The sequence below is a fragment of the Candidatus Binatia bacterium genome, assembly GCA_023150935.1.
Taxonomy (GTDB): domain Bacteria; phylum Desulfobacterota; class Binatia; order HRBIN30; family HRBIN30; genus JAKLJW01.
In genome coordinates, this window is the sequence record JAKLJW010000035.1 from 33,432 (window position 1) to 59,156 (window position 25,725).

General features: G+C 68.4%; 16 protein-coding genes. 9 read left to right on the forward strand and 7 right to left on the reverse strand.

Going from position 1 to position 25,725, the window contains the following annotated elements; genetic code table 11:
* The first annotated feature begins 21 nt into the window (after window positions 1-21).
* Window positions 22-3,075: an alpha/beta fold hydrolase gene (locus L6Q96_17715; GenBank protein ID MCK6556392.1), complete on the forward strand. Its 3,054-nt coding sequence runs from the start codon at window positions 22-24 to the stop codon at window positions 3,073-3,075.
* A gap of 75 nt (window positions 3,076-3,150) precedes the next feature.
* Here L6Q96_17715 and L6Q96_17720 read toward each other — a convergent pair whose 3' ends face one another.
* Both L6Q96_17720 and L6Q96_17725 read right to left on the reverse strand, forming a co-directional pair.
* Entirely contained in the window at window positions 3,151-5,706 is a 2,556-nt protein-coding gene (locus L6Q96_17720; GenBank protein MCK6556393.1) for a hypothetical protein, read from the reverse strand.
* 146 nt (window positions 5,707-5,852) lie between these two features.
* Complete coding sequence (locus tag L6Q96_17725; GenBank protein ID MCK6556394.1) at window positions 5,853-6,485, reverse strand: TIGR04282 family arsenosugar biosynthesis glycosyltransferase; 633 nt, start codon at window positions 6,483-6,485, stop codon at window positions 5,853-5,855.
* Window positions 6,486-6,561: 76 nt separating this feature from the next.
* On the opposite strand from L6Q96_17725, the gene L6Q96_17730 reads away from it, so the two are divergent.
* A complete protein-coding gene (locus L6Q96_17730) occupies window positions 6,562-7,788 on the forward strand; it encodes an NYN domain-containing protein (GenBank protein ID MCK6556395.1) in 1,227 nt (408 codons plus the stop codon).
* Here L6Q96_17730 and L6Q96_17735 read toward each other — a convergent pair.
* The 3 genes from L6Q96_17735 to L6Q96_17745 all read right to left on the reverse strand — a co-directional run bounded on the left by L6Q96_17735 (window position 7,770) and on the right by L6Q96_17745 (window position 10,970).
* A complete protein-coding gene (locus tag L6Q96_17735; protein ID MCK6556396.1) occupies window positions 7,770-8,549 on the reverse strand; it encodes a glucose 1-dehydrogenase in 780 nt (259 codons plus the stop codon). The two genes, L6Q96_17730 and L6Q96_17735, sit on opposite strands and share 19 nt — an antisense overlap.
* Window positions 8,550-8,838: 289 nt before the next feature.
* Window positions 8,839-9,570: a gamma-glutamyl-gamma-aminobutyrate hydrolase family protein gene (locus tag L6Q96_17740; protein ID MCK6556397.1), complete on the reverse strand. Its 732-nt coding sequence runs from the start codon at window positions 9,568-9,570 to the stop codon at window positions 8,839-8,841.
* Window positions 9,570-10,970: a glutamine synthetase family protein gene (locus L6Q96_17745; protein MCK6556398.1), complete on the reverse strand. Its 1,401-nt coding sequence runs from the start codon at window positions 10,968-10,970 to the stop codon at window positions 9,570-9,572. The genes L6Q96_17740 and L6Q96_17745 overlap by 1 nt, the downstream gene beginning before the upstream one ends.
* A gap of 159 nt (window positions 10,971-11,129) precedes the next feature.
* On the opposite strand from L6Q96_17745, the gene L6Q96_17750 reads away from it, so the two are divergent.
* The 6 genes from L6Q96_17750 (at window position 11,130) to L6Q96_17775 (ending at window position 22,613) form a co-directional block, all read left to right on the forward strand.
* Window positions 11,130-11,651 carry an AAA family ATPase gene (locus L6Q96_17750; protein ID MCK6556399.1) on the forward strand — a complete coding sequence of 174 codons (522 nt, stop codon included), beginning with the start codon at window positions 11,130-11,132 and terminating at the stop codon, window positions 11,649-11,651.
* Window positions 11,652-13,261: 1,610 nt separating this feature from the next.
* Window positions 13,262-14,158 carry a hypothetical protein gene (locus L6Q96_17755; GenBank protein MCK6556400.1) on the forward strand — a complete coding sequence of 299 codons (897 nt, stop codon included), beginning with the start codon at window positions 13,262-13,264 and terminating at the stop codon, window positions 14,156-14,158.
* Window positions 14,159-14,292: 134 nt separating this feature from the next.
* Window positions 14,293-17,415 carry a peptidoglycan DD-metalloendopeptidase family protein gene (locus tag L6Q96_17760; GenBank protein ID MCK6556401.1) on the forward strand — a complete coding sequence of 1,041 codons (3,123 nt, stop codon included), beginning with the start codon at window positions 14,293-14,295 and terminating at the stop codon, window positions 17,413-17,415.
* 30 nt (window positions 17,416-17,445) lie between these two features.
* Window positions 17,446-21,927 (forward strand): hypothetical protein, encoded by a 4,482-nt coding sequence (locus tag L6Q96_17765; GenBank protein MCK6556402.1) that lies wholly within the window; start codon window positions 17,446-17,448, stop codon window positions 21,925-21,927.
* Between the two features lie 17 nt (window positions 21,928-21,944).
* Window positions 21,945-22,196: a hypothetical protein gene (locus L6Q96_17770; protein MCK6556403.1), complete on the forward strand. Its 252-nt coding sequence runs from the start codon at window positions 21,945-21,947 to the stop codon at window positions 22,194-22,196.
* A 21-nt stretch (window positions 22,197-22,217) separates the two neighbouring features.
* A complete protein-coding gene (locus L6Q96_17775; protein MCK6556404.1) occupies window positions 22,218-22,613 on the forward strand; it encodes a hypothetical protein in 396 nt (131 codons plus the stop codon).
* A gap of 95 nt (window positions 22,614-22,708) precedes the next feature.
* On the opposite strand, the gene L6Q96_17780 is transcribed toward L6Q96_17775, so the two are convergent.
* Complete coding sequence (locus L6Q96_17780; GenBank protein MCK6556405.1) at window positions 22,709-23,140, reverse strand: type II toxin-antitoxin system VapC family toxin; 432 nt, start codon at window positions 23,138-23,140, stop codon at window positions 22,709-22,711.
* Window positions 23,137-23,409: an Arc family DNA-binding protein gene (locus L6Q96_17785; protein MCK6556406.1), complete on the reverse strand. Its 273-nt coding sequence runs from the start codon at window positions 23,407-23,409 to the stop codon at window positions 23,137-23,139. The genes L6Q96_17780 and L6Q96_17785 overlap by 4 nt, the downstream gene beginning before the upstream one ends.
* Window positions 23,410-23,954: 545 nt before the next feature.
* On the opposite strand from L6Q96_17785, the gene L6Q96_17790 reads away from it, so the two are divergent.
* A complete protein-coding gene (locus L6Q96_17790) occupies window positions 23,955-25,238 on the forward strand; it encodes a DUF6178 family protein (protein ID MCK6556407.1) in 1,284 nt (427 codons plus the stop codon).
* The last annotated feature ends 487 nt before the right edge of the window (window positions 25,239-25,725 follow it).

Here is a 25,725-nt window from a genome sequence, read left to right on the forward strand (position 1 = left end):
CGCGTCCGATGGAGGGGAGACATGGCGCGCAACGAATCGATCCTCGACAATCCGCTGGGCGTCGCGACGCGTTTCGCCAGCGGTCTGCAGAACGCGATGGAGATGGCCCGCCTCGGCCGCCTCGAGCGTAGCTCGACGCGCACCGCTTACGACGTCGTGCACCGCGAGCCGACGTTTCGCCTGCGGCACTACGCCGGCGCGCCGGCGAAGCGCGGTCACAAACGTCCCGCGATCATCCTCGTCCCGCCGTTGATGATCAGCGCCGAGGTGTACGACATCTCCCCGGAAGGCAGTGCCGTCGCCTCGCTGCTCGCCCACGACGTCGACCCGTGGGTAGTCGACTTCGGGGCCCCGGAACGTCAGGAGGGCGGCCTGCGCCGGACGCTGGCCGATCATGTTCTCGCTGTCAGCCGGGCGATCGATCACGTGCGCGAAGAACTCGGCACCGATGCGCATCTCGCCGGCTATTCCCAGGGCGGCATGTTCTGTTACGAGACCGCCGCCTATCGGCGGTGCGCGGGAATCGCCTCCCTGATCACCTTCGGCAGCCCGGTGGACGTCCAGCGCCAGCTCATCCCCGGCATTCCCGACGAAGTCGCCGCGACCATCGTGCGCGGCGCGGGCCGGCTGGTGTCGGCGTCTTTCGCGCGCACCTCCGTTCCGGCGTGGCTCAGCCGAACGGTGTTCAAGCTGATCAGCCCGGCCAAGGAGATCCGCAACCAGCTAGAGTTCCTCACCGGCCTGTACGACCGCGAAACCGTCACGCGCCGCGAAGGTCAGAGGCGGTTCTTGTCGAGTGAGGGCTGGGTGGCCTGGCCGGGGCCGGCGCTGCAGGAATTCGTGGATCAGTTCGTCGTCAACAACCGCCTGTTCTCGGGCGGATTCGTGATCGAGGGCCGCACCCTGACCCTGGCGGACATTACCTGTCCGGTGCTGACCTTCGTCGGTACGCGCGACGAGATCGCACGGCCGGCGTGGGTGCGCGCGATCCGCGAGGCCGCCCCGCACGCCGATGTCTACGAGCGCACCCTCGACGCCGGTCACTTTGCCCTCGTCGTCGGCTCGAAGGCGATGCGGGATACATGGCCAACCGTGGTCCGGTGGCTGCAATGGCGCAGCGGCCAGGGCAAGCGTCCGGCGAGCGTTCTACCGGCCGCCGCCGCGGCGACCCGGCCGCGTGCCACGAAGATGGAGCCCGAACCCACCGCCGTTGCCGAGGTCGCCGTCGGTCTCGGCCGGGACCTCGTAGGGGCGCTCGGCGAGGTCCTCGGCGACGGCGTGCAGACCCTTGGCACCCTGGCCCGCAACGCGGCGTATCAACTACCGCGACTCGCGCGCCTGTCGGGGGTCCGCCGCGACACCCGTATCGGCATGGGCCTGACGCTGACCGAGCAGGCGGCGGCCGCCCCGGACTCGACCTTCTTCCTGTTCGGGGGGCGGGCCATGAGTTACGCCGCCTCGAACCGTCGCGTCGACGCCGTCGTGCGCGGACTCATTCACATCGGTGTGCGGCCGGGCGAGCATGTCGGTGTTTACATGAACAGCCGCCCCTCGGCCCTCGCCGTCACCACGGCCATCAACCGTCTGGGTGCCGTGGCTGTGCTGCTGCGTCCGGACGGCGACCTGCGCCGCGAACTGGCCCTTGGCGAGGTCGAACATCTCATCGCCGACCCGGACCACGCCGCGCACGCGCGATCGGTGCTGGGGCATACCGTTTATGTCCTCGGCGGCGGGGCCAAACCGCGTACGCTCGCGGCCGGTCTGTACGACATGGAAAGGATAGATCCGGATACGGTCGGGGTGCCGGAGTGGTACGAGCCGTCGCCCGGTCGTTCGGAGGACGTGGCGTTCGTCTTGTTCTCGGGCCGCGGCGAGGGCACCCGGGCCAACCGCATCACCAACCGGCGCTGGGCCCTGTCCGCCTTCGGTACCGCATCGGCGGCGGCAATGACCTCCGGCGACACGGTGTACAACTGGACGCCGATCCAGCATCCGACCGGGCTGCTGGTGGCGATCAGCGGCGCGCTCGCCGGCGGGGCACGCCTGGCGCTGGCCAACGGCTTCGATGCGGCCAGCTTCTGGGAGGAAGTGCGCCGTTACGGCGCCAGCATCGTGTTCTACGCCGGAACGATGTGCCACGCGCTGGTCGATGCCCCGGCCGATCCAAGCGAGCGCACCCACCCGGTGCGCCTGTTTGCAGGCAGCGGCATGCCGACGCCGATCTGGAAACGTCTGGTCGAGCGTTTCGGGCCGGTCGGAGTGCTCGAGTTCTACGCCTCCACGGAAGGCAACGCGATTCTCGCCAATGTCTCGGGACAGAAGGTCGGGTCGGTTGGACGGCCCCTGCCCGGAAGTGCCGACGTGGCGGTCGCCGACTACGATCCTCGCAAGTGCAGTCTTGTCCACGATGCCTCCGGCTTTTGCCGCGCCGTCACTCCCGGAAAGAACGGTCTGCTGCTCGCTCGCGTCGATCGTGAACGCGGCGCTCTCGAGGCCAAGCCCCTGCGCAGCGTGTTCGAGAAGGGCGACGCATGGTATGCCACCGGCGATCTGTTCAACGCCGACGCCGACGGCGATTTCCGGCTCGTGGATCACCTCGCCGACGTGATCTACCACCGCAGCGGGCCGCTGCCGTCAGTTCCGATCGAAGAGGTCGTATGGGAAGTCGACGGGGTCAGCCTTGCCGCCGCTTACGGGGTGCGGCTCGACGGCGCCGGCCACGAGGTGCCGGTGGCGGCAGTGGTCATGCGGCGCGGGGCCAGACTCGATCCGGAGCTGTTGCATGCCCGGGTCGAGCGCGACCTTGGACGGCACGCCCGGCCGATCGTCGTAAAGGTCGTGGATCACCTGCCCATGACCGACGGCTACCGCATCCTGAAGCAGCCGCTGCGCGCAGCCGGCATCACAACGCGGGACTGCAACGACACGACCTGGTGGTACGACGACGCCGGCCGAACCTACCGCCCACTCGACGTGAAGAGCCTGGATCGGTTGAAAAAGCGCGCCGCCGGAACACCCGGAAAGGCCACACGGCGTCAACCCGGCCGGCGCAAGCGTGCGGGGAGCGGCGGGTAGCGGCTACCGGAAGGGGCAGCGTTTTTCTCGGTTCGGGTGTGGTCAGTGCGCGGCAAGAAGGCGAGGACTGTGGGGTCACGCCGGTCGGGTCCGCACCCGTACCGATCGCAGGGCATGCGGCGGGACGTCGAACGTAAGCCATTCCCCGTCGCGTCGTATCTCTCCGGCAGCCGGCGTCTCATCGAGACGTACGGCCTCTGAACCGGCCACGGCGAAACCGAAGCGCACCCGCGCCAGCCGGGCCGTATCGGTTGGGTTGAGCAGGCGCAGGACGATCCCGTCGCCGTCGTCCGCCGGTTTCAGCGCCGACACCACCAGCGCGCGGGGCTCCACGGTCAGCAGCGAAATGCCCGGTTGCACGAGCGGCTTCCGCCCCGCCGCGACCGCCCACAATCCCAGTTCGGCGTCGCGTGCCGCGCGCGCATCGGCGTGCCCCAACAGACTGACCCGTGCTTCGATCGTCTCCTGACACTGCGCCCCGGGCGTTGGCACGGTGGGTCCGGCCGCGTCGCGGCGCGATTGCAGATCCACCCGCGCCAGCCAGCCCACGGAGCGGACCAGCGTCAGCGCGATCGTGCCTGCCGGCGTCACCTCGGCCTCGACGAGTCCGGGCGCCACCACGGTGAGACCGTTGGCACTGACGAAGCCCTGCTGCGGAAAGGTAGCCGGCGCCGGGTGGACCCACTCGGTCGCCGGCCGCGGTGCCGTCCGCCGGGTCGTCACATCGAAGGTAGTTGCCGCGGCAAACGTCTCGGCCGGCGCGCCGGTCGGGAAGAGCAAACGCAAACGATGATCGCGGGCGACATTGTTCACCCACACGCGGAGATCGACGCGGTCGATGCCGGGCGCCACCCGCGCCTCGACGGAGAGCGGCAAGTCCACGGTCGCAACCTCACGGCGCTCCCGTCCGGGTGCAAGTCCGGCCGGCACGGCCAGCACTCGCCGCACGGTGAGCGTCTCGATGCCGCTGGGATGCCGGCGACGGCTCGTCAGCACGTGCGCCAGCCGAACTGCAGGTCCCGCCGCGAGGTCGAAATCGTAAGTGTCGCCACGGTCGCCGACATCCTCGATCCCGCACAAGTCGGCATACGTTCGCCCATCGATGCACATCGTCAACGTCCCATCGGCGGCGGCGGTCACACGCACCGCTCCCGCCGCGATCTCGCGTCCCTCGTCGACGATGTCCGGCCGGGCATGCGTCGGCCGCAACGGCACGCGACGCCATCCGAACGCCGGCACGTCGCGGGCGACGAACTCGATGGTCCGCGGGGCCAGGTCGGGAAGCGGTCTTTGCCGGGCGGTGCTGGGGTCTTCTTGATTGCGTGCCGGCGCGCCGTCGGCGGTCCAGCCCTCGACCGCCAGGTTGGCCGCAAAGAGCGGGTGCACGTCGAAGGAGGTACCCTGCTGATGGAATGCCGGCACCGGATCGAGGGCGAAGGACACGACCTCGGTGCGCGGGTGCGGCGAGGGATTGAACACGGCGATATCGAGCTCCTGGGTCCACGGTGTTTCGCGGTCGACGTCGAGTCCCGCCAGCCGCTCCAGCAAGCGGATCGTCGTCTCGCGTGCGAGTTCCGCGGCGGCGGCGTAGCGCGGACGCATCTGTTCGTGGACGCGATCCTGCGAGCAGCCGCAGATCGAATCGTGGGCCTGGTTGTGCAGGAGGTGGCGCCAGGCGAGCCGCAGGGCGGCGCCTTCGTCAGCGCTACCGGCGGCCCGCCCCAGGGCCGCCCAGGGTTCCGCCCATCCTTCCAGCAGCGCTTCGCAGCGGCGGTTGCGGAGCTTGAGCGGTACGCGTGCCGACCACACCCCCGGAAGCAGGTTAGCCTTGCGGCCCCCGACGAGTTCGCCGCGAAAGACGGCATCGCCGGCGACGAGGCCCTGCGCGAACTCGTCGAGCACGGCGCGGCGCACCGTCCAGCCCGTGCGCTGTCCCAGGGCCGCCGCGACGGCATCGGTGTGAAGAGGCGGCAGAGCGTGATCGACACCGTTCAGCAACAGCACGCGGCCGCTGCCGCTGCGTGCGTCGAGCCGGCGAGCCACCCCTTCCAACCACGCCGCGGCGGCATCCGGTTCGGAGGGCAGACCGGCGGCGCTGAAGTAACCTTCCCAGAGGTGGTGCGCGACGACCCGCGTGCCGTCGGGCGCCTCCCACCAGTACTCCGCGGGCAACGCGGCGATCTCGTCGTCGTTGCCGCGCCAGTAGACGAACGGCCCCAGACCGAAGCCGGCGAAGAGTTGCGGAAACTGCGCCGGGTGCCCGAACGAATCGGGCGTATAGGCCACGGACGACAGCGGTCCGAAGGCGGCACCGACCCGCCGTCCTTCGAGCAAGTTGCGAACGTGCGCCTCGCCGGAGGGGATGAGCGAGTCGGGCTGCACGTACCAAGGTCCGATGCCGAGGCGGCCGGCACGGCAGGCGCGTTCGAGTTCGGGGCGGCGCTGCGGCCGGATCTCAAGGTAATCTTCGAGGACCACGGTCTGGCCGTCGAGGTGGAACCGAAAACCCGGGTCGGCCGCCATGGCGTCGAGCACGCGATCGACGGCATCGACGAGGCGCGCCCTGAACCATTGAAAGGTCCGGTACCACTCCCGATCCCAGTGCGTGTGCGTGACGAGAAAACACTCCATGTCCGGTCCACCCTTCCGCTGCGAGGATCGCCCCCGGGTTTCATTACCCGTCACCCTCGATACACCGCAAACACCCGCCGCACATCGGGAGGTGGGCGGCGGCGCGGGGCGATGATGCCGATAAATGACGTGCCTCGGTGGCGAAGTTACTTGCGGATCGACGCTAACACCGTCGCCGTGTGCGCCAGTTCTACCGCCATGGTCGGGTCGCTACCGAGGAGAGCGCGGAGCCGTTCCAGGTCGCCCACCTCGTCGAGGTCGAACCACGGGGCGATGAGGTGGAGACGCAGTCCCAGCGCCACGCAGCGCGCACGGGTCTGTTCCAGTACACGGTCGGTACCCATCTCGACGCCCGAGAACACGTCGTACGCACTGTGCATCGCGACGAGGTAGTACCCGCCGTCGTCGGTCGGCCCGAGGACCACGTCGGCGGCGGCGAGCGCCGAATCCGCCGCCGCCAGTCGGTCTGCCGGAATGTGCGGCACGTCGGCGCCGATCACCATGAGGCCCGCGGCAGATGTTGTCAGGTCCTCGAACGCATGCCGCAGCCGGGTCGCCAGGTCGTCGCCGCGTTGAGGCAGGCAGCGCGCACCGGCCCCGACCACCTCGGCGAACGGCGCCGTCGGCGGATGGAACAACCAGGCCAGGGGCCGCGGCCCGTTTCCGAAGCGGGCCGCGAGGTCGGCAAGAAACGCGCGATAAAGTGCCGTCGCCGGTTCTACCCCGAGGGCGCGGGCCAGGCGGGTCTTCACCTGACCGGCGGTCGGATAGCGAGCCATGATGGCGAGGGGCACCATGTCGGGGCGGGGCGCAACGCGATTCGACAAGCGACGGATTTCAGGTCATAAATCACGCATGCCAAGCAAGTCCAGCGTACGCCCGCGCCCGACGGGGCGCACCAGGTCGGCCACGGGAACAGCGGCCAAGACCGTAAAAGCCGGCGGCCGCGGTTCGGCGGGTGCCGCCGGGAAATCGCGTGCCGCCTCGAAGACCGCGGCCGCGTCGTCCCCCCGCACCGTACGAGCGAAGTCTGCGGCGGCGGCGAGAAACAAGAAGCCGCCTCCGGCCGTCGTTGCCGCCGGGCCGCCGGTCGGACGCCGCGCGATCTTCATCGACGTAGAGAACACCAGCGGCGAGGCCGACTTGCTGCGGGTCCTCAATCACCTCGAGATCGACCGCAAGGCGCAACCGACGGAAGTCATCGCCGTCGGCAACTGGCGCACGATCGGCGCCAAGATCGCTCGGATGCTCGCTGCCGCCGGCGTGCATCTCGTCCACAGTGCGCCGGCGGTCGGCGTGCGTGACTGGAGCGACCTCTGGATCGCCGTCTCGGCCGGAAGGTTCCTCGGCACCGCCCGCCCGGGCGATCGCCTGGAAGTGGTTTCCGACGACCGTGCCTTCGATGCCGTGGCCGACGCGGCAGCGAACTGCGGAGTAGATTTCGGCCGGATTTCGTACCGCACGCTGCAAGGCACCGTCGAGCTAGCGCCCGAGCCGCCACCCAGTCGCAGTCGTCGCCGGCGTGCCAGCCGTCGCCGCGCCGCTGAGCGGGCCCACACCGTCAAGACGGTGGTGACGCCACCGGCGCCGGTTACTGCGCCCGCTCCCGTGCCCGCAAGTGTCCCTCCCGCACCGTCCGCGGCAGAGCAGGACGACGCGGCGCACACGGCATCTCAGGAACAGGTTCGCGTGGCTCTGGCGCGCCTATCGCTGGGAGATCCGGAACGCTGGATGGGGCTCGATGCGCTGGCGAACGAACTGCGATCGGAGGGCTTCACGCGGCCGCCCGGCTCGCCGCGGCTGATTACCCGCCTGCGCCGGATGCGAGACGTGCAGGTGAGTCCGAACGGTATGGTACGACTCGCTCCGCACGCCACAGCGACGGCCGGCGACGTGGCTGCCGCCCCGACCGATGAACTTCAAGAAGGCGCCGGTCGGGAACCCGCCGCTAAGAAGTCGGGGCGCCCCCGGCGGCCGCGCGGCGGCCGACGACGGTCGTCGGCCGCGAAAGCCGGCGCGACGGCGGAAACCGTGCCCCTGGATTCGGCTCCGGCCGAGACCCCTTACTCGGCGGTCACGTAAGCCGCCGCCGTTCCGCCGTCGACGAGGAACGTCGTCCCGTTAACGTACGACGATTCGGCGGATGCCAGAAAAAGCGCCGCCTCCGCGATCTCCTCGGCCTCGGCGAGTCGACCCATCGGCAGGTGTACGAATCGGCGCGCCCGCGCGGCCGGGTCGGCCAGCAGGTTTTGCAGCAGGGGGGTATTCACCGGGCCGGGGCAAAGGGCGTTGGCGCGAATCCCGCGCCGTGCGAACTCGACGGCGATCTCGCGCGTCAGAGCGAGAACGCCGCCCTTCGAGGCAGTGTACGCGCTCTGCGAGGTGGCCGCTCCCAGCACTGCCACGAAAGATGCCGTATTGACGATCGAACCGCCGCCGGCGCGCAGGATGGCCGGGATGCCGTACTTGCAGCCGAGGAACACCCCCTTGAGATTGACGGCGATAACCTGGTCGAACACCGCTTCATCGGTATCTACGACCGAGCCGTCGGCGTCGGGGAAGACGCCGGCGTTGTTGAACAGCACGTGCAGCGCCCCGAAGTGCGACTCCGCGAAAGCAATCATCGCCTGCACCTCGGCAGCGCGGGTGACATCGGCGCGCACGAACGCAGCCTGGCCGGACGACTTGCGTATCTCCTCGGCGACGTCCTGCCCGGCGGTAGCGTTCGCGTCGACAACCACGACCCGGCCGCCTTCAGCGGCAAAGCGCAATGCCGCGGCGCGGCCAATGCCGCTGCCCGCTCCGGTGATCAGGGCGACGCGATCTTTCAGTCTGGTTGGCATGTGGGCTCCTCTTGAGGGTTTGGGGGCCTGGGGGCATGAGGGCTTGAAGCTTGTTAATTGGCGGGGTGGCCGGGCAACTGCCTGACCGCTTAGCACTCCAGTCCATTAATACGTTGACGTATCCCGTTCGCCCCGAGTAGCGCCATGTTTTCGGCGGCGTATCGAGGGGCGGGGCCGCGAAGCCGCTCGCCAGGTTGGCCCCTCGATACGCCCCTGAGAAAACGGGGCTACTCGGGGCGAACGGAGGGCGTCGTACGGAATACGTCGTCGCAATTGTGCCCATCACTACTTAGCCGTCCGTCCTTGCCGTAGGGCGGGCACCGTCGACGGCGGCGATGAATGCCTGGAACAGGCGGCGCTGCGCGGGGTCGTCGAGTTGCAGTTCGGGATGCCATTGCACGGCCAGGCACCACGGGTGCACAAGGTGCTCGACGGCTTCGATGACGCCGTCCTCGGCCCATGCGACCGGACGCAGGTCGCCGCCGAGACGATCGACGGATTGATGGTGCCACGAAATCGCCTCGACGCGTGTGGCTCCCAGTACCCCGGCGAGGTGACTGTCAGGCGCCACGGTGACCGGGTGGCGTACCGGCACGCGCGGCGGGGCCCGGTGCGGCACCGTGTCCCCGAACGCATCGGGGATGTGCTCGTGCAGGGTCCCGCCGCACACGACGTTGAGCAACTGCAGGCCGCGGCAGATCGACAGGACCGGGCGGTCGTGGCGCGCCAGTGCGGTGCGGGCGAGGTCGAGCTCGAAGGCGTCGCGCTCGTCGCAGACGGAATAGATCGTTTCGTGCGGCTCGCCGCCGTAAGCCGCCGGCGAGATGTCTCCGCCGCCGGCGAGGATCAGACCGTCGACGCGGTCGAGCAGTCGGGCGGCCGATGGTTCCCCCGGAGGCAAAATGACCGGTATGGCGCCGGCCAGTCGCACCCCATCGACGTAGCCGCACGGCAGACTGAAGACCGGGGGCTCCCCGCCCCGGGCGTACGAGGAAATCCCGATCACGACCGGAGGGCGCATCACACTCGTTCGAGGTACCGTCGCCGTTCCCACGTGGTAACCGACTCGTCGAACTTGCGCTGTTCGGTTCGCGCGAAATGGACCAGATGCTCGATGACTGCGGCGCCGAACGCGTCGCGGAACATGGCCGAGGCGGCAAACTCGTCGATCGCCTCGGGCAGCGTCCGGGGCACGGTCGGCAAGTCCCGTGCGACGTAGACGTCGCCGTGGAACGGCGGCGGCGGCTCGATGCGATTCGCCAGGCCGTCGAGTCCGGCCGCGACCGTGGCGGCGAAGACGAGATACGGGTTAGCGTCGGCACCGGGGATGCGGCACTCGACCCGCAGCGACGGTCCGCGCCCGACCACGCGAAAACCCGCCGTGCGGTTATCGTAGGACCAGGCGATGCCGGTCGGCGCAAAGGAGCCGGCGCGGAAGCGCTTGTAAGAGTTCACATTCGGCGCGAACAGCAGGGTCGAGGCGCGGGCGTGCTGCATGAGTCCACCCAGCCACCAGCGGAAGTGGTCCGGCAACACGCTCACGTCGCCGGCGAACTGGGCGCCCGATCCGGCAAACAGCGGCGCACCGTCGTCGACGGACCACAGACTCGAGTGTACGTGCATCGAGCTGCCGGCGTAGCGTTCGTCGAACTTCGCCATGAACGTCACCGCCAGCCCCTGCCCGATCGCCACTTCCTTCGCGAGTTGCTTGTAGACCGAGTGACGGTCCGCCATTTCGAGGAAATCGCAGTACCGCACGTTGATCTCCTGCTGGCCCGGCCCCCACTCGCCTTTGGAGAATTCCACCGGCACGCCCGAACTGTCCAGATGGCGTCGAATGGCACCGATAAGCGGTTCGACCTTCATGCCCTGGAGAGTGTGGTAGTCCTCGACATACGACCCGAACGTCTCGAGATTGTCGAAGCCCTTGCGGGTGGCCGATTCGTAGGTTTCGCGCAGGACGAAGAATTCGAGCTCCGAGGCGCCCATGGGGCGTACGCCGGCGAGCAGCGCGCGGCCCATCTGGTGTTTGAGAATCGTGCGCGGCGCGATCTCGACAGGGGTATCGGCTTCCGCGTCGTAAACGTCGCAGAGGACCAGAGCGGTGCGCTCGAGCCAGGTGGCGCGACGCAGGGTTCGCAGATCGGGCACGCAGTGGACGTCCCCGTAACCGTCCGCCCACGACGCGAAGCGGTAACCCGGTACCGGGTCCATCTCCATGTCGCAGGCGAGGAGGTAATCGCAGGCGTGCATGCCGTGGCCGAGCACCTCGTCGCAGAAGAACCGGCCGGTAATCCGCTTGCCGATTAGGCGGCCGTAGAAGTCCGGAAAGACGGTGATAACCGTGTCGATTTCGCCCTGCTGGACGAGGTCGCGCAACTCGGCCTCGGCCAGCATCCCCGGCACTCGCGTCTCGTGCATGGGGCGTGTCTAGCACGCACGCGCTGGCGACGGAAAGTCGGACTCGACTGCGTAGAGGCAGGGAATCGGCCATGACTCCACTTCGAGCTTGTTTTTTGCTCCCGGTCGGATAGGCGTGCAGCCGGGGGCACGGACGCTGGTCTTCGTGCCGCGTTCGGGATGCGCGCTGTCGTCGATAACATTCCATTTGTCGGTCGTACCGGCGAGCTCACGGAACTGTCGCGGGTGTTCGAAGAGGCCATCGCGAGAGGACCGAGGCTGGTGCTGATCACCGGTGAAGCCGGCATCGGCAAGACGACGCTGGTAGAACATGCGGTGGGTTCTCTCTGTGGGCAGCGGGTGCCGGTTCTCTGGGGACGTGCATGGGAGGGAGTCCGGGGCAACCCGTTCGGCGTCTGGGTGGATGTGCTGCGGTCGGCGAGGGTCGCGCTTACCTTTGGCAGCGCGCTCATCGGAGTTGCCGCCGGCGACGTCGATCGCCAGCTTGTATCGCTCCTCGAAGAAGCGCTTGCCGGGCTGGGCCGCGATGCGGGAGCGTTGCGGGCACAGGTCATGGGCCGGCTTGCCGAGTGTCTCTACTACGACGACACGGCGAAGCGGCGCCGCGAAGTTCTCAGCCGGCAGGCGCTGCGGCTGGCGCGCACGAGCCGGGACAGCGGAAGTTGGCACAGATCCGATTAGCTCGTTCCCGTTGAGAACCCGATCGGCGCCGCGCCGGTTTGTTGGACCAATGAACCCGAATCCGTTCGGCCTGAGGAGGTCGCATCTGAACAACCCGAGCACCCTGAGCAGCCGATGTCCGTTCAATCGGCGTGTCGAAGGGTTCAGCGACCGTCTCGAACGTCTCGAAGGCCACCCACCGGTACGACCGGTACGACGGCACTCGTGACTGCCCAGCCGGTGAGGCACCGCCGCGCCTGGACGCGCGCTCCAGCTCATGACAGTTCACGTTGCCCGAGGGACTGTCTCCCCTACGGACCCGGTTTCGCAGGCGGAAAGCAGGTCGTAAGCTCGAAATCCGGCTCTGGCTTGCTCGAAACCTCCGCTACTCCGGCTACCTCCGCTGGTCAGACCCGCTGCCGAGCGACCGGATGACGGCGGAGAAAGGCCGCGGGTTCCTTTTCCGCCTGCTCGGCTTCGGTGGGCAGATCGAGCGACACGAACGAATGTGAAGGGAAGCACCGCCGCAGCGTCGACGTCTTCCCCGTCTGCCGCGCACCGGTCAACACCACAACCGGCCGGGTCCGAGCGGAGCGCCTCACCCGGCCCTCGACGTCACGCGGAATCCACATGCACGAAATATGCGATGCGATCGCATATTATGCAACACGGCGCCATCGTCGCCGACCCGGGACAGCCGCACGAACAGAACCCGGCGGCTACAGCTACCCGGACAGGCCCCACGCGATCATTCGGGCCCCCGGATCCACTTGCGCAGCCTCACGTCCACGTGGGTGTCCTTCCAACCTCTTCGTCCCAAGCGCGCACCCTTCGATACGGCACCTGAGCAGATGGCGGGTCGTACCAATGAACCGGCGCGCCTTCCGAAGTGCGGTGGCCTTCGATACGGGCCCTGAAAAGACGGGCGCTACTCAGCGCGGGCTTCGCCCGCAACCCATTGCGGAATGCGGATTGCGGAACTCATGAATCCGTCGTCCGCAATCCGAAATCCGCATTCCGAAACTCTTCGCACCATGCGACGAACTCGCGAACTAGCAGCTCAGGCCGAACGGATCTGGGTTCATTGGCCCAACAAACCGGCACCGCGCCGGTCGGGTTCTCAGGGTGAGCGGAGAAAGATCTTCTCCTTCAACGTGATCACCCTGAGCAGCCGATGTCTTCTTAATCGGCGTGTCGAAGGGCTCAGCGGCCGTATCGAAGCCTGTCCTGAACTACTATCGCCGAAAGTCTGCGCACGGCGCGAAGAAATCTTCAGGCCATGGAGCGGCAGTGCCTTCCCGTTCGTCCCGAGTAGCGCCTTCTTCTGGCGCGTATCGAGGGACAGGCTCGGCAGGAGCGCGCCCCTCGATACGGAGCCCAGGGGAAGGGCTCCTACTCGGGGCGAATGGGCTGGTTGTTCGCTTTGGGTTGCGGGCGCAGCCCGCGCTCGGCGCCGACGAATGGGGCGCCCGTCGGTCCGGCCCGGCGGCGCAGGTAGCAATTGGAGCCTCGGGGTAGCAATTCGACCCGGCCGTATTGCCAGACTTCAAGTAACTGTGCTTGTCTCGGAACTGGCACAATGGCGCCGTAACGACGATTGTCGCGGCGTAACGAGCGAGGGAGGGGGTGCGATGCGTCGCAAGGCGCGGCGCGTGGCGGCCGAGGGCAGTAAGCGCCGGCCACCGCGCAAGTTTCCGGACGATCCGAAGATTCGGGTGGAGCTGTCGGAGGGTTTTCGGCGCGAGTTGAGCCGCGTCAAGCAGGCGAGTGTGGCGGCGGCGGTGCCGTCGCCGCGGCAGGGCGAGTCGGGCGAGCGGCTCGATCCGAGCTCGGTGTCGCGGTACGTGGCGGGCAAGGTGGCGCCGACGCTGGGAATCGCGCGCCGGTTGGCGGCGGCGGTGGGGCGGCCGTGGCCCGAAGCGGTGGCGGCGTACGAGGGGCAGCAGGTGCCGTCCGGACCGGGTTGGGGACCGCGCCTGCTCTTTGCGCGCAGCTATCGCCGCCAGGCGCTGGCGTTGATCGAGCGCTTCGTCAATCTCCTCGGGTGGGTACATCTCGGCGTCGTCGAGGACCGGGCACGGCAGTACCGGCGGGTGGTGCGGCCGGGGGCAGATCGGGCGGCATATGCGTTCTGCGAGATCCGGCTGGAGGCGGCGGTGCCGGCGGGTAGGCACGTCGACATGGTCGTCGCGTACCGCCTGTTGCATCGGCCGCCGATGTTCATCGATTTCGGTTTGCTGACGGTGACGGCGGACGGCGTGCACGCGCTGGAGCTCTGGACCGGCAGGGAAGACGGTGCCGAGCTGTGGGTGGGCGTGCGGCGCTTCTGGATACAGACATGGGTGGACGCGCTGGCGCCCGATTTCGTCTTGCGAGCCGCGGTACCGTTCGACGCCGGCCCGATGTGTTGGCAGGAAGAGCTCCCCGAGGACGCCGGCCCGATCGTCGCCTTCCACCCGAGCGGCATGCACCAGCACGCCCCGGCAGGTCAGAAAGCGGCGCCGGCGAGGGGGAAACGAACGTGCTGATTCGGGGTGTGGAATGGCGGTGTTGTGCACGCGAAAGAGGACGTCTGACACTTGTTCCCAGCGAGTCCTGCGGGCAAGTAACCGGCTGTAAGTGTCGCTGCGAACCGATGATGGCTGTTCAGAGGGGAACCCCGATGGCGTTGCGAATGCGAGTCGCCGGACGACGGCTGCTGGCGCTGATGGTCGCCGGCTTGTTCGATGCGCTTTTCCTTGCGGCGCCAGTGGCTGGCTATCAAGTGGCAGGCAGCTTTCGATATCCCCTTGATCCGGGACCCTGGTACCTCTCGCAGGATTTCTGCGTGTCCCGCGCCGGGTACGGATTGCACCTTGGGGAGGACCTGATTGCATCCACCGGCGCTGAGCTGCCCGTGTACGCCCCGGGTAACGGTCGGGTCCGCCACGCCGCTCAGCGGACCGACTACGGCTACGTGGTGATTATCGAGCACCTGCTGCCGGATGGGTCCTACGTAACGACGGTGCTCGGCCACCTCCGAGCTGCCGGGCTCGTTGGCGTGGATACCGATGTGACGAAGGGCCAGCTTATCGGGTATCTATCGGCGAACGCCAGCGAGAACGGCGGGTATAACTTCACCCACCTGCACTTCGGGGTGCGCGACGGATCCTATTCAACGACGTGGGTATACTATGGCTACCTGGCCTCGTGCGCGGGTTGGCAAGATCCCACGGACTTTGTGACGGCTCGTGCCGGCGACCTCACCGTGTCTTCGAACGTCACGGTTCTTGCCACGCGGGCGAACCCGTCGGCGATCTACGCTCTCCCCAACGAGTACGGTGGCAGCGCTCCGGTCGATACGGAGAAGAACTTCTACGTCAACTTCCGGCTCCGCAACGTCAGCGGCAGCGCCGTTGCGCTCGATGATTACGGCGTCAGCGTGCGCGACGCCGGGGGCGGAACGCACCTGTTCCGCCTGGCCATTGGCAGTGGCGTGACGTTACAGCCCAACCAGGAAACACCGCTGTTCGACATGCGGGGATACATCACCGACGACCGGTTGAGTGGCGGTGCGGCGACGCAGTTCCGGGCGCAGGTGCAGGCGAAGAGGAGCGGCGTGTGGGAGGATGTCAGCGGGGCGGGCAGCTTTGCGACCTTCACCGTGCAGCCGCGCCCGGGGCTGCAAGACGGCATGTCGATCAAGCGCCCGCGGTCCGTGCTGTCCTCGGACGCCACCGTCTATCGTCACCAGGCCGGCAAGCGGTGGGAGGGGACGGAAGCAGGTTTCGACGGCCTGTTCCCCGGCTGGACGCACGAAGTGTACGTCTTTCCGACTGCGACTGTGAACGGACTCGGCGTCCCGGCGGTACCGCTCCATGATGGAACCACGCCGCGCATCGTCGGGCGCAATCTGCTCTACCGACCGAACACGGGGCCGGACGTGTTCATTATCGAGCCCGACCCCGCGAATCCGTCACCGCCGCTGCGCTCGCGCCGGTTCGAGAACGAAGCAGCCTTCTACTCGTATGGGTATTCGAGCTTCGTGCTCGCAACCGAGCCGCTCGTGGTGACCGCAACGCAGGCGGCATGGTTGCAAGACGCGACGCGGCATCCCATCGGCAGCGATATCAGGGCCGCGACCGCGACGCCGACTCGTTCGACCTCCCCCACTTTCACGCCGACGAGCAGCCCGACTGCCAGCCCGACCAGAACCCTGACCGGGACGCCGACGGCCGTAAACACGGCCACGCCGACTGTCTCCCCGACACGTACGGCCACGCGCACGCGCACTTCGACCGTGACACCGGCGGCGACGCACACGCCGACCCTGACTTCGACCGCCACGCAGGCCGCCACGTTCACCCCGACGCATTCGCCGTCGCCGACTCGGAGCGCGACCCGGACACCGACCGGCACGCCGCCGGCGCCTCCGACGGCTACCGTAACCACCAGCGCAAGCGCGACACCCTCGCCGACGCCGACGCCAACGCTGCCGCCTCAGTCGTCGGTCGTCCTTGATGTTCCCGACGTGACCGGGACATCAGGGTCTACGGTGTCGGTGCCGCTCCTTCTCCCGGCGGGTACCGATGTGCTCGGCGTCGAGGCGACGCTGCTATACGACCCGGCGGCGGCGCTGGCAACCTCCGTGAGCACGACCACGCTCAGCGCCGGTTGCATCCTCGCGGATAACGTCAGTACCCCCGGCGTTGTGCAGGTGACCATTGCCTGCACCGACCCGATCCACCACGGCGGCGCAGTAGTGGAGATCGCCTTCACGCTGGCGTCGACGTGCGGCGTCACTGCCCTCGACCTCAGCACCTGCCGGCTCGACGAAGGGGCAGTGGCCTGCGCGCCCGATGACGGTGTCCTGACCGTCGGCTGCGGGATCGGCGGCCGGGTCAGGTACTACTCCGCCGACCGGCCCGTGGCGGACTTCGACGTTCGCCTGACCGGACCGAGCGCGCACAGTGCCGCCACCGGTCTCGACGGCATCTACGACTTCCCCAGCCTCGACCCGGGGCGGTGGACGATAGAACCGCACAAGACCGGTGGGCACAACGCCGGCGTGAGCGCGCTCGATGCCTCGTACGTTCTGCAGGCCGTAGTCGGCAAGCGGGTGCTCGACGCCTACCAGCGTCTCGCCTGCGACGTTACCGGGAACGGCGATCTGAGCGCCCTCGATGCGTCGCGGATCCTGCAATTGATCGTCGGGAGAATCGACCGCCTCCCGGTGGCGACGCTGTGCGACTCCGACTGGGCGGCGGTGCCGGTGCCCGACCCGGTCCCAGGGACGCAGGTCATCGACCCGCCGGCTATCGGCGGCGGGATGTGTCAGCCGGGGCGCATTACGCTCGATGCGCTCGCGGGTGCGGCCCCGAACCAGGATTTCCATGCGGTCTTGTTCGGTGATTGCACCGGGAACTGGCAGCCGGCGGTGGGCGGGGCAGCCGCGGTCGACGACGCCGGAAGCGGCGAAGTCAGCCTCGGTCCTTTCAGACCGGGCTGGCGCGGCACGGTGCGACAGGCAGTTCTCGTCGAGCCCGAGCGCCCGTTGTCGGCGTTCGAAATCGAGATCGGCTTCGACCCGCGGCTCATCGCCGTGCGTGACGTCCGCCTGGCGGACGCCGCCGGCGGCGATCTGCTGGCGTGGAACGTGGACAGTCCGGGACGGCTGGCGATTGCCGTGGCGCTGCTGGAACCCGTCGCAGGGCCGGGCCCGCTGGCGGTCATCGAGTGGCGGCTGGCGCCGCGCGCCTCACGCGCAGTCAGCCCAATGCTTCTGCGTGCGGTGCCGCAGAACTGAGCGCATCGCGTTCAGAAGGGGAGGGCGCAAATGTTTCGGGTAGCCTGGCGCAGCGTTGCTGCGGGATCGATCGGGCTCGCGGTGCTCGTCGGCGGCTCCGGCGACGCGCTGGCCGCCACCGTGTCGTGGAAGGACCCGGTAAACGGCAACTGGACCGACGGGTCGAAGTGGAGCACCGGGGCGGTGCCGGGGGCGGGCGACGATGTGGTTATCGATGCCACCGGCGGGTCGTTCACGGTCACCCTCAACGCCGCTGCTGCCCCGGCGAGCCTGACCCTCGGCGGTGCATCGAGTCCATCCGTTCAGACGCTGAGTATCGTGGGTGGGGCCCTGTCGCCGAGCGCGGCGAGTGTTGTGAACGCGACCGGCGTACTGAGTGTCGACGGCGGTACGCTGTCGGGCTCCGGATCGCTCACGGTCGCCGGGACGTTGCGGTGGACCAAAGGCACAATCACGGGCAGCGGGGCGCTGACGGTCAACGGGACTCTGACGATTGCAGTTGCGGCCTACAACAATGTCCTCTTGGACGGGCGAACGCTGACGAACGCTGGAATCGGAACCTGGACGGTGGGCGGAAGCGGCGGAGAAATTCAACTCCGGAACGACGCCGTCCTGGCGAACACCGGCACGTTTGACGTGCAGACTGACAGAAGTATTCGGGCCCTGGACGGCACGGCGCCACGCCTGGAGAACTCCGGGACGCTGCGGAAGAGCAGCGGGGGAACGAGTACCGTGAGCGTGTACGTCTCGAACACCGGCACCATCGACCCGGTGAGCGGCTCCCTCGTGTTCGCCTCCAACAGCGCCATCGGCGGTTCGGTGACCGGCACGACGACCCTTCGGTTGACCGGTGGAACACACACCCTGGACGGCGTCACGATCGGCGGTTCGAGCACCGTCGACGTCGATGGCGCGACCGCCAGTACATCCGGAAGCGGTGCCACTGTCGCTCCGGGTGCGACGCTGCGTTTGCTGAACGGCACCCTGTCCGGCGGCGGACCTCTAACGGTCAATGGCACCCTCGCTTGGGTGCGTGGCACGATAACCGGAAGCGGCGCGCTCACCGTGAACGGAGCCTTATCGATCGCCGTTGCGTCCTATCAGAACGTCTATCTGGACGGGCGCACGCTGACGAACGCCGGCATCGCGACGTGGGCGGTGGCCGGGTCGGACGGCAACATCTTCTTGTCCAACAACGCCATCTTCGCCAATACGGGGACCTTTGACATCCAGGCCGACCGAAGCGTCAGCCGTCGCAGTGGCGATACGAGCACACCGCAGGTGACCAATTCCGGCACTCTCCGCAAGACGACGACGCCGGGGACTGCGGCGATTAGCGTGAATTTCGTGAACACGGGGACCGTGGAGCCAACGAGCGGCGTACTCGATCTGACCTGGTACAGCAGTCTGGGTGGCAACATCGCGGGCAACACCACCCTGCGGCTGCCGTCTGGCACCCACGTCTTCAACGGTCTGACCATCGCGGGGACAGGAACGGCCGAGGTGGCCGGAGCGACGGTCAACACGTCGGGCGCAGGGGCCACGGTTGCCGCCGGGGCGACCCTGCTGCTGTCGAACGGTACGATTGCCGGATCGGGGCCGCTGACCGTGAACGGGACCATGACGTGGACGCGGGGGACGATCACCGGAGGGGGGAGCCTCACGGTCAACGGGACACTGGGGATCGGCGTCGCCCACGGGGTGAACGTGACCTTGGACGGCCGCACCCTGACCAACGCGGGCAGCGCTTCGTGGTGGTCCGGCACCTCCAACGGCAACATCCTTCTGCGCAACAACGCGATCCTTGCGAACAGCGGGACGTTCGACGTGTTGACCGACCGGACCATCGACCTCGATGACCTGAGCGCCGCGCAAGTCGTCAACTCCGGCACCTTCCTCAAGAGCGCCGGCACGGGCACGACGACTGTCGATGTCGGTTTCAGCAACACCGGAACCGTCTCCGCTGAGAGCGGTACGCTGAACTTTACGCGCGGGTATACCCAGACGGCCGGCACGACGCGGTTGGCGGGCGGCGGCATCGCCACCAACGGGACCCTCGATATCTATGGCGGGGTACTTGCCGGCAACGGTTCTATCAACGGCAACGTCTCCTCGGCAGGCCAGACCAGCCCCGGGTCGTCGCCCGGGTCACTCTCCATCACCAAGAGCTATACGCAGACGGCCGGCAGCACGACGCGGATCGAGTTGGGCGGTGTCAATCCGGGCACTGGCTTCGATCAAATCCAGTTGACAGGAACCGGCTTCACGGCCGCGCTCACCGGAGGGCTCGTCGTCGACCTGTTCGGCGGGTTCGTGCCCAGCCCCGGTCAGAACTTCATCATTCTGACGGCGCCGAACGGCGCGGTGACCGGCAACTTCGGCTCGACGCAATTCCCGGACGTTCCGGGAGTCGCCTTCCAGGTCGTCGTCGGCCCGAAGACCGTGATCCTCCAGGCCCTGGCCGGGGCGCCGACCCCGAGCCACTCGCCGACCGCTACCCCGACGCTGACCGCATCGTCGACCCCGACCGCGACCGCGACGAGCACGCCAACCCCTTCCGCGACGCCGACCAACTCTGCAACGGCAACCACGACGTCGACGCCGACCGCTTCGGTTACCGCCACGCGAACGGCGACTCCTTCGGCGACTTACACGCGAACACCGACGGCGACCGCCACCTTGACACCGACCGCAACCAGCGTGGCCACCCCGACGCCCAGCGCGAGTGCGACTGCCACACCGATCGCAACATCGACGCCGACTTCGACAGCCACCCGCACGCCAACCGTCGTGCCGACGCATTCGCCGTCGCCAACCCCGACGGCAACCCGGACCGCAACGCCGACGGCCACGGCGTCGGTAACACCTACGTCGACACCGACACCGACGCCGACGGTCACACCGCCGGCCGGGGGTCTTGTCCTCGACGTCCCGGACGTGGAAGGCGACGCCGGCACGTCGGTGCAGGTGCCCCTGTTGTTGTCGGCCGGGGCAGGTGTGTCCGGCGTCGAGGCGACCGTTCGTTACAATTCGGGGGCGGCGCTGGCGACGGCCGTGACGACCACCGCGCTGACCTCCGGGTGCTCCCTGTTAGGCAACGTCGATACCCCTGGCGAGGTGGTGCTTGCGCTGGCCTGCATCGATCCCATCGGTCAGGGTGGAGCGGTCGTGGAGATCACCCTCGCACTCACCTCCGCCTGTGGGCAGACTCTGCTCGACCTCAGCACCTGCCGACTCGACGAAGGTGTGGTGCCGTGTGTGCCTGACGACGGTACCCTTACAGTGGTTTGCGGAACCGCGACCCCCACGCCGACCCCGTCGGCGTCACCGACGTCCTCAGCTACCGCCAGTCCCACCCCGACTGCGACGCCGACAGTGACGTCGACTGCAATGCCGACCGTGACCTCGACTTCGACTGCGACTCGGACACCGACGACCGTGGCGACGGCGACTCCCACAGGTACGCCGACCCGGACCGCCACGCCAACGGCGACCGCAACGGGGACCGGCACAAGGACGCCGACGGGAACCGCGACCTTCACGGCGTCCGCGACGCCAACGCGGACAGCAACGGCAACTGCAACGTCCACCACAACAGCCACCGCCGCCGCCACGCACAGCGCGACAGCGACGTCCTCCACCTCGCCGACGCGCACGGCAACCCCGAGTCCGACGGTATCCGCGACTGTCTCGGCGAGCCCATCGCCGACCAGGACCTCGACGTCCTCGCCGACACGGAGTCCGAGCGCCACGGCCTCGCTAACGCAGACGGCCGCCCCGACGCAGACGCCAACCGCAACTGCAACCCGGACGCCGACGGCCTCGGTCACGCCGACGCGGACGCCGTCGCGGACTGCCACGGCGACGGCGAGCCTTGGCGGCACGCGCACGCCGACGGCAACGCCGACGCGCACGCCGGCGCAGGTGCCGAGCTTCTCTCCGACGCGTTCGCCAACGTCCGTGCCGACGGCGAGCGCCACGGTCACGGCGTCGGCCACCGTTGTGCCGCCGTCGCACACCGCCACTGCGACATTCACCGTAACGCCGACACGGACCGGAACTGCCACGCCTACGGCGGTACTGACGCGCACGCCCACTTCGTCTCCGCCAGCGTCCGTGACCCCGTCATCGACGAGCACGTTCACGGTTACCCCGTCGGTCACCACGACGCCGTCTCCGGTAGCGACGGCCACGCCGACGACGACCGGCACCCCGACGGCGACCGGCACCCCGACGGCGACCGCGAGCCCGAGCGTGTCGGTGACGCCGGAGCCGTCGGCAACGGGAACGCCGACGGCAACGCCGAGCCCGTCCCCCGAACCCACGTGTCCGGGCGACTGTAACGGCAGCGGGGAGACGACGATCGAGGAGTTGATCGGCGCGGTCCGCATCGCGCTGGAGATGTCGCCGCTGCGCGAGTGCCCGGCGGCGGACGCCAACGGCGACGGCACGGTCGCCGTCGACGACATCGTCGCGGCCGTCGCGGCGGTGCTGAACGGGTGTCGCGAATAGAAGCGAAGGAGGGGGCCATGCGCGTTGCGGGAGTCATCGTGAACATCTTCTTTCCGGGTATCGGAACGTTGATTGTGAGGAAGTTCGGGCAGGGGATAGCTCAGCTCGTCCTTTGCCTGTTCGCCGGCATGCTGATTCTGACCGGCATCGGCGCCATCATCGGCATTCCGCTGGCGGTAGTGGTCTGGGTGTGGGCGATCGTCAGCGCCGCGACGGCAACGGAACAGCCGGTGCAGGTCGTGGTCGTGCAGCGGGACGGCCGAGCGTGAACTACCGGGCAGAGCCGCCTGGTGGGACGCCTCCAGGATTTCCGCGCCGTCCTGTTCGGCGAGTGCACGGGGAACTGGACGCCCCCGTCGAGCGGAGCTGCGGGCCTGCGCAGGGCCGCCGGCACCGAGGCCGCGGCAGGACGCTGGGGGCCGCTGCAACGCCGCCGCGGCGGGCGCCTGCTCCGACCCCTGTACGCGGCCGGCGCGCCGGCCGCCGTCCAGGCCGAGTTGCGGTACGACCCAAACCTGCTCCGGGTGACCGGCGTGCGCCGTGGTCCCGCGGCCGGCCGGGCCTCGGTGGCGGCGACCGCCAGCGAACCGGGCGTACTACGTGTGGCTCTCGCGAGCGCTAATCCGATCGCGGATGGCTCAGCACCGGCGCTGTTCGTGATGTTCGAGCAGCGCAACGGGCGGTAGGCGGCGGCGATCGAGGACGTCAACCCGGCACTGGACCTCGTGCCGCCCGCGGCGGCACGAACTCGAAGGGAATTCCGGGCTTCGTCGGTCGGGGTTCATTCGAGCGACCGCAGGTGGCGCCGCGCGGCTTCGCCCAAACGCCGGTCTAGCGTGGCGAGGGGCGCATTGAGTTCCCCTGCCAGGCACAGATAGGCCGCGTCGTAGGTTGACAGGTCGTAGCGCAAGGCCAGTGCGACTTGCGCCTCGATATCGACGCGCCGCTGGCTGAGCGAGAGCGCGACGTAGTCCGCGAGTCCGCAGGCGGCGACCTCGGCCAGACCCTGGCGCGACTTTTTCAGGGCCACGCCGGCGATCTCGAAATCAAGCAGATGCGGCGCGAAGAGCTCGCGGCCGGCCATGTGGCCGAGGGCCTGGTCGCGCTCGGGCTCGTCGAAGAGCACCGCCGCCAGCAGGCTGCAATCGATCACCAGCGGCTGGCGCGGGCGATAGGCTGCGGGCGGTTCGGCGACGAACACCGGCTGCTTCATCGCGCATCGCGCTCGGCGCGGATTATGTCCACGGCGCGCGGGCCGGTCTTGAAGGGCTTCGGCCAGCGCGCGCGATGCTCGGCGGCGATCTCTTCGATGGTCTTCCGGCCGGCGGCAGGGGGGCCGCCGGGCTGCGCCGCCGATTCCGCAGCGGCTTGAACGATGAGCGCCATCAGCTCGCCCTGCAGCGAGCGGTGATTGCGCGCGGCGCGGCGGCGAATCGCCTCAAGAACTGGCTCGGGCACATCCTTTATCGAGAGGCTGGGCATGGTCGAACCCTCCAGAATGGAACCGAATCGGTTCCATTCTGGTTCCGCCATACCGCCAAGTCAATATCGCTTGCGCTCCGACTTGCGCTGACCGTCCTTGCGATCGAGCGGCTGCACCGGCTCGGCAACCTCGTGCAGCCGGCGCGGGAGCGGGGTTTTTCCACGGCCTCTCGCTACGTTCCGTACTGCTGCCGCCATCGACTCCCTTCCAAGCGATCGGCCTGGCGTCCGGTCAGGGTACCTCGCCTCTCGAATCGGGTGGCATCGGGTCGGACCGTTCTGAGGCGTGGAAAGATCAGGAGTTTACTCCTCGGGACATACCCTGCAGAGGTTTATCGGGGCGTTTTCTGGGTCGGAATGATCGCTTTATGGGGCGGCAACGTCGCACACGCTGTGGGTGTCCTGCACGCGCCCCGCGCGCATCTGGTTACACATACTCCGTGCCTCGGTTTCTCCTCTGTTTACCCCGGCAAGCAACGCACACCCCAAGAGCCGCCGAGGGGCCCCTTTGCGGGGGACGCCGGCCGGCCTACACTCGCGGGGCAATGAGCGACGACACGACCCCCGTCGAACTCGACCGCGGCGCAACGCCCTGGCTGGCCCTGCTCGCCGATGCCTCGGCGGCCCGCCGCCGCGTCGATACGCTACTGGCCGACTCTGCCGCTGGCGCCGTGGTGCCTCACCTGCCGGTGGAAGATCTTTACTACCTCGTCAAAGGCGTCGGCCTCGGTGACGCCGGCGACCTGCTGCAGCTTGCCGCACCCGAACAAGTCCGGGCCTGCCTCGACTTCGATCTGTGGGACCGCGACGACGTCGTCACCGAGCGAGCCCGGGACTGGCTCGAAACGCTGACCGAGCTTCCGCCGACCCGTATCGCCGCGGTCGTCCGCACACTCGACCTCGAATTGGTGGCGCTCATTCTCTCCCGCCACATGCACGTGCTCGAACGCGATACCGACGACGACGCCGGCACCGGGCTGCCTCCGCAATCCCTCGAGACTCCGGATCGGCTGTTCGAGATCGAGTTCGTCACCCCCGACGTGACCCTCGTGCAGACCCTGTGGCGTTTGCTCGAGCTGCTCTACCGCGCCGACGCCGATCTCGCTCGCCAGCTCCTGCTGGAGACCGCCACGGGGCTGCAGAGCGAGTTGCGCGAAACCGCCTACCAGTGGCGCTCGCGCCGCATGGCCGACCTTGGCTTTGCCGATTACTACGAGGCGCTCGAGGTGTACCGCTATCTCGATCCGCGCCGTGTCGTCCTGCCCGCGGACGCCGCCCCGGCGCACTTCGGCGAGCCCGACGAGTTCGTCGCCGTGCCGGTCCCGTTTGCCGCGGCGCTCGGCGCCGACTCGTTCCTGAATCGCGCTCTCGCCCGCCTCGACGACGTCGGCACCGTCGAGGAGTTGACCGTCCGACTGCTCGCGTTGCTGAACCGCGTCCTCGCCGCCGACCGGGTCGACGTCGCCGACGTCGACGGCGTGCGGTCCGCCATCGCGCGCGGCCGCGATACGCTGTCGCTGGGGTTGGAATACGTCAGTGACGGCAAGCTCGACCGCGCCGTCACGGCACTGACCACGCTGCCGTTGGTCGAGCTCTTCCGCGTCGGCCACTCGCTCACCCTCGATTTGCGCCGGCGGGCCGAGCGGCTGCGGAGGGAAGGTGTCGATCGGATCGACCTCGAACCCGTGCTGGCCATGCGCCCGCAGTTCCCGGGTGCGCTGGATGAGGAGCCACATGCCGGCACGCGCGGGTTCAGGACGCGCACCGATCTGACGCGCGTCGCGGCATGGCTCGATGAGCTGGCGGCCTCGGTAGAGAACAGCGAATAGCTCCCCAGCCGACCGAGGGGGCCCAAGCTGTCGTGGCAGGGACAACGGTCTCCCGGCGCACGGAAGGTGGCGTGAGGACGGCCTCGGCAACGAGCTCCGCAGTATGGTCCAGGGTCGGAGTGGCCGGCGAGGCCGGGGCGTGGTGAGTCCAGCCGACCGGCTGGGACGGCGGGGTGGAGGATAAGACGTTGACCCGCCGGCGCACGCGGGCCAACACGGCGTGAGGCAGCGGCGTGGTCCGGCGAAAAACCTTGACGCGGTTGTCGAGTCGGAAGTAGAAGGGCGCAAGGCAGCGGGGGTGTTGGCCCGCGAAGCCCGGCGGGGGTTGGGGGTTTTATTGATACGCCTAATTCAAAGTTCGGCGTGAGTTCCGTACACGTACTCAGCGAAGCGGTACACGTACACGTACTCGTACTCGTACACGGACTGAGGACCCGCGGCGGTGAAGTTGGACCACGAACGGTTGGACGTTTACCAGGTGAGCTTG

Bases quoted from the DNA above. Each gene is read 5' to 3' on its own strand.
- L6Q96_17745 (MCK6556398.1), bottom strand. From the start codon at position 10,970: ATGCACGAGACGCGAGTGCCGGGGATGCTGGCCGAGGCCGAGTTGCGC.
- L6Q96_17715 (MCK6556392.1), top strand. From the start codon at position 22: ATGGCGCGCAACGAATCGATCCTCGACAATCCGCTGGGCGTCGCGACG.
- L6Q96_17765 (MCK6556402.1), top strand. From the start codon at position 17,446: ATGTTTCGGGTAGCCTGGCGCAGCGTTGCTGCGGGATCGATCGGGCTC.
- L6Q96_17750 (MCK6556399.1), top strand. From the start codon at position 11,130: ATGCGCGCTGTCGTCGATAACATTCCATTTGTCGGTCGTACCGGCGAG.
- L6Q96_17720 (MCK6556393.1), bottom strand. From the start codon at position 5,706: ATGGAGTGTTTTCTCGTCACGCACACGCACTGGGATCGGGAGTGGTAC.
- L6Q96_17740 (MCK6556397.1), bottom strand. From the start codon at position 9,570: ATGCGCCCTCCGGTCGTGATCGGGATTTCCTCGTACGCCCGGGGCGGG.
- L6Q96_17725 (MCK6556394.1), bottom strand. From the start codon at position 6,485: ATGGCTCGCTATCCGACCGCCGGTCAGGTGAAGACCCGCCTGGCCCGC.
- L6Q96_17790 (MCK6556407.1), top strand. From the start codon at position 23,955: ATGAGCGACGACACGACCCCCGTCGAACTCGACCGCGGCGCAACGCCC.
- L6Q96_17735 (MCK6556396.1), bottom strand. From the start codon at position 8,549: ATGCCAACCAGACTGAAAGATCGCGTCGCCCTGATCACCGGAGCGGGC.
- L6Q96_17755 (MCK6556400.1), top strand. From the start codon at position 13,262: ATGCGTCGCAAGGCGCGGCGCGTGGCGGCCGAGGGCAGTAAGCGCCGG.
- L6Q96_17780 (MCK6556405.1), bottom strand. From the start codon at position 23,140: ATGAAGCAGCCGGTGTTCGTCGCCGAACCGCCCGCAGCCTATCGCCCG.
- L6Q96_17760 (MCK6556401.1), top strand. From the start codon at position 14,293: ATGGCGTTGCGAATGCGAGTCGCCGGACGACGGCTGCTGGCGCTGATG.
- L6Q96_17770 (MCK6556403.1), top strand. From the start codon at position 21,945: ATGCGCGTTGCGGGAGTCATCGTGAACATCTTCTTTCCGGGTATCGGA.
- L6Q96_17785 (MCK6556406.1), bottom strand. From the start codon at position 23,409: ATGCCCAGCCTCTCGATAAAGGATGTGCCCGAGCCAGTTCTTGAGGCG.
- L6Q96_17730 (MCK6556395.1), top strand. From the start codon at position 6,562: ATGCCAAGCAAGTCCAGCGTACGCCCGCGCCCGACGGGGCGCACCAGG.